Raw genomic sequence first — 1,519 nt, forward strand, 5'->3', positions numbered from 1 at the left:
TATTCATGAGACATGAACCTCCTTGTGAATAGTTTTGGTGACACATCTATTCTAATCAAGGAATCGGGTTCATGTCTCTTTTTTTGTTTGGTTGTAAATTTATGTTAGCGAATTTGCTCATCTACAGTTTATAGCAAGTTTTTGTTCTTGAATAGGAAATGAAACATAACTCGTATTATAACGGTATTAATTAATTGATTAAAGGGAGATTTTCTTGAAAACAATAAAGATTACAACAGTTTCATTATTGTTTTTTATATCCATAGCAAGCAACGTTTATTCTTTTCACTCTTACTTAAATAGGGGTATTGGGTTTAACAGAGCCAAACAATAAAATAAAAGCACCCTCTATTCGTAGCTAGAGGGTGCTTAGGGAGATTATTCTGTTTCAATTAATCCGTATCGTCCATCTTTTCTTTTGTATACAACACTCACTCTATTTGTTGCAGAGTCATTAAATACAAAGAATTGATGACCTAACATTTCCATTTGGAGAATAGCTTCTTCTACATCCATAGGTTTTAAAGCAAATGTTTTGGTTCTTACTACTTCATGATTGTTTTCAAAATCAGAGTACTCGTATTCTAGTTCTTCGTCAGTATTAAAGGTGTTCTCTACTCTTTCAACCTTTTGATGTCTTAATTTGCGATTCACTTTGGTTTTGTGCTTGCGAATCTGACGTTCTAATTTATCTACCACCACATCAATAGCTGCATATAAATCGACGTTATTATCCTCAGCTCGTAGAGTAATACCCATTACTGGAATGGTAATCTCTACTTTTTGCCCTACTTTATACACTTTGAAATTTACACGAACATTAGAAAGCGGTTGTTCAAAGTACCGCTCTAATTTTTGGAGTTTTCGTTGAACATATTCATACAATGCTTGTGTAACCTCTACATTTTCTCCGCGTACTTGTAATTGAAGCATACGAGAAATACCCCCTACATCATAGTTGTGTACAAACAATCAAGCAACTCTACTGAATTGCTTTGAAACATTATACCTTTGGCATTCCATCGTTCGAATATGTGTTACTATTCTTTCGGAAAATCAAAATAACATTATAACGTACAACTCAAAATTTAATTGTCTTTTGAGAGAGAATAACTATATGAAATCACTAAAAAAGACATACCTTTTAATAAGGTATGTCTTCGCTTTCTATCATTTTTATATCTTCGTTCTCTAAATCGTATGATAATGAAAACTGTGATTCTCGGCGTTTTTTCCAATTCTGAAAGTAAGAGAGCAGGGATTTTTCATCTTTAAAATCGTTTTCAGTTAAGAAAGGAAATCTGTGTTTTTGTCTAAACTCTTGTATTTCATCGAATAACTTATAAACTGTAGATGAGCAAATTCACTAACATAAATTTACATCCATACAAAACAAAAAAGGAGACATGAACCCGATTCCTTGATTAGAATAGATGTGTCACCAAACCATTCTCAAGGAGGTTCATGTCTCATGAATAGACTACCACATCACCAAGGAATCGACAAGTTTTTCGCAATG

Annotated in this window: 1 protein-coding gene; it reads right to left on the minus strand. The window is 32.9% G+C overall.

What is annotated here, in order from left to right:
* Positions 1-378: 378 nt before the first annotated feature.
* On the minus strand, positions 379-933 hold the full coding sequence (gene hpf, locus B9L23_RS19755) for a ribosome hibernation-promoting factor, HPF/YfiA family (protein ID WP_089098367.1): 555 nt from the start codon (positions 931-933) through the stop codon (positions 379-381).
* Between the last annotated feature and the right edge of the window lie 586 nt (positions 934-1,519).

This window comes from Parageobacillus galactosidasius (assembly GCF_002217735.1).
Taxonomy (GTDB): domain Bacteria; phylum Bacillota; class Bacilli; order Bacillales; family Anoxybacillaceae; genus Parageobacillus_B; species Parageobacillus_B toebii.

Bases quoted from the DNA above. Each gene is read 5' to 3' on its own strand.
- hpf (WP_089098367.1), bottom strand. From the start codon at position 933: ATGCTTCAATTACAAGTACGCGGAGAAAATGTAGAGGTTACACAAGCA.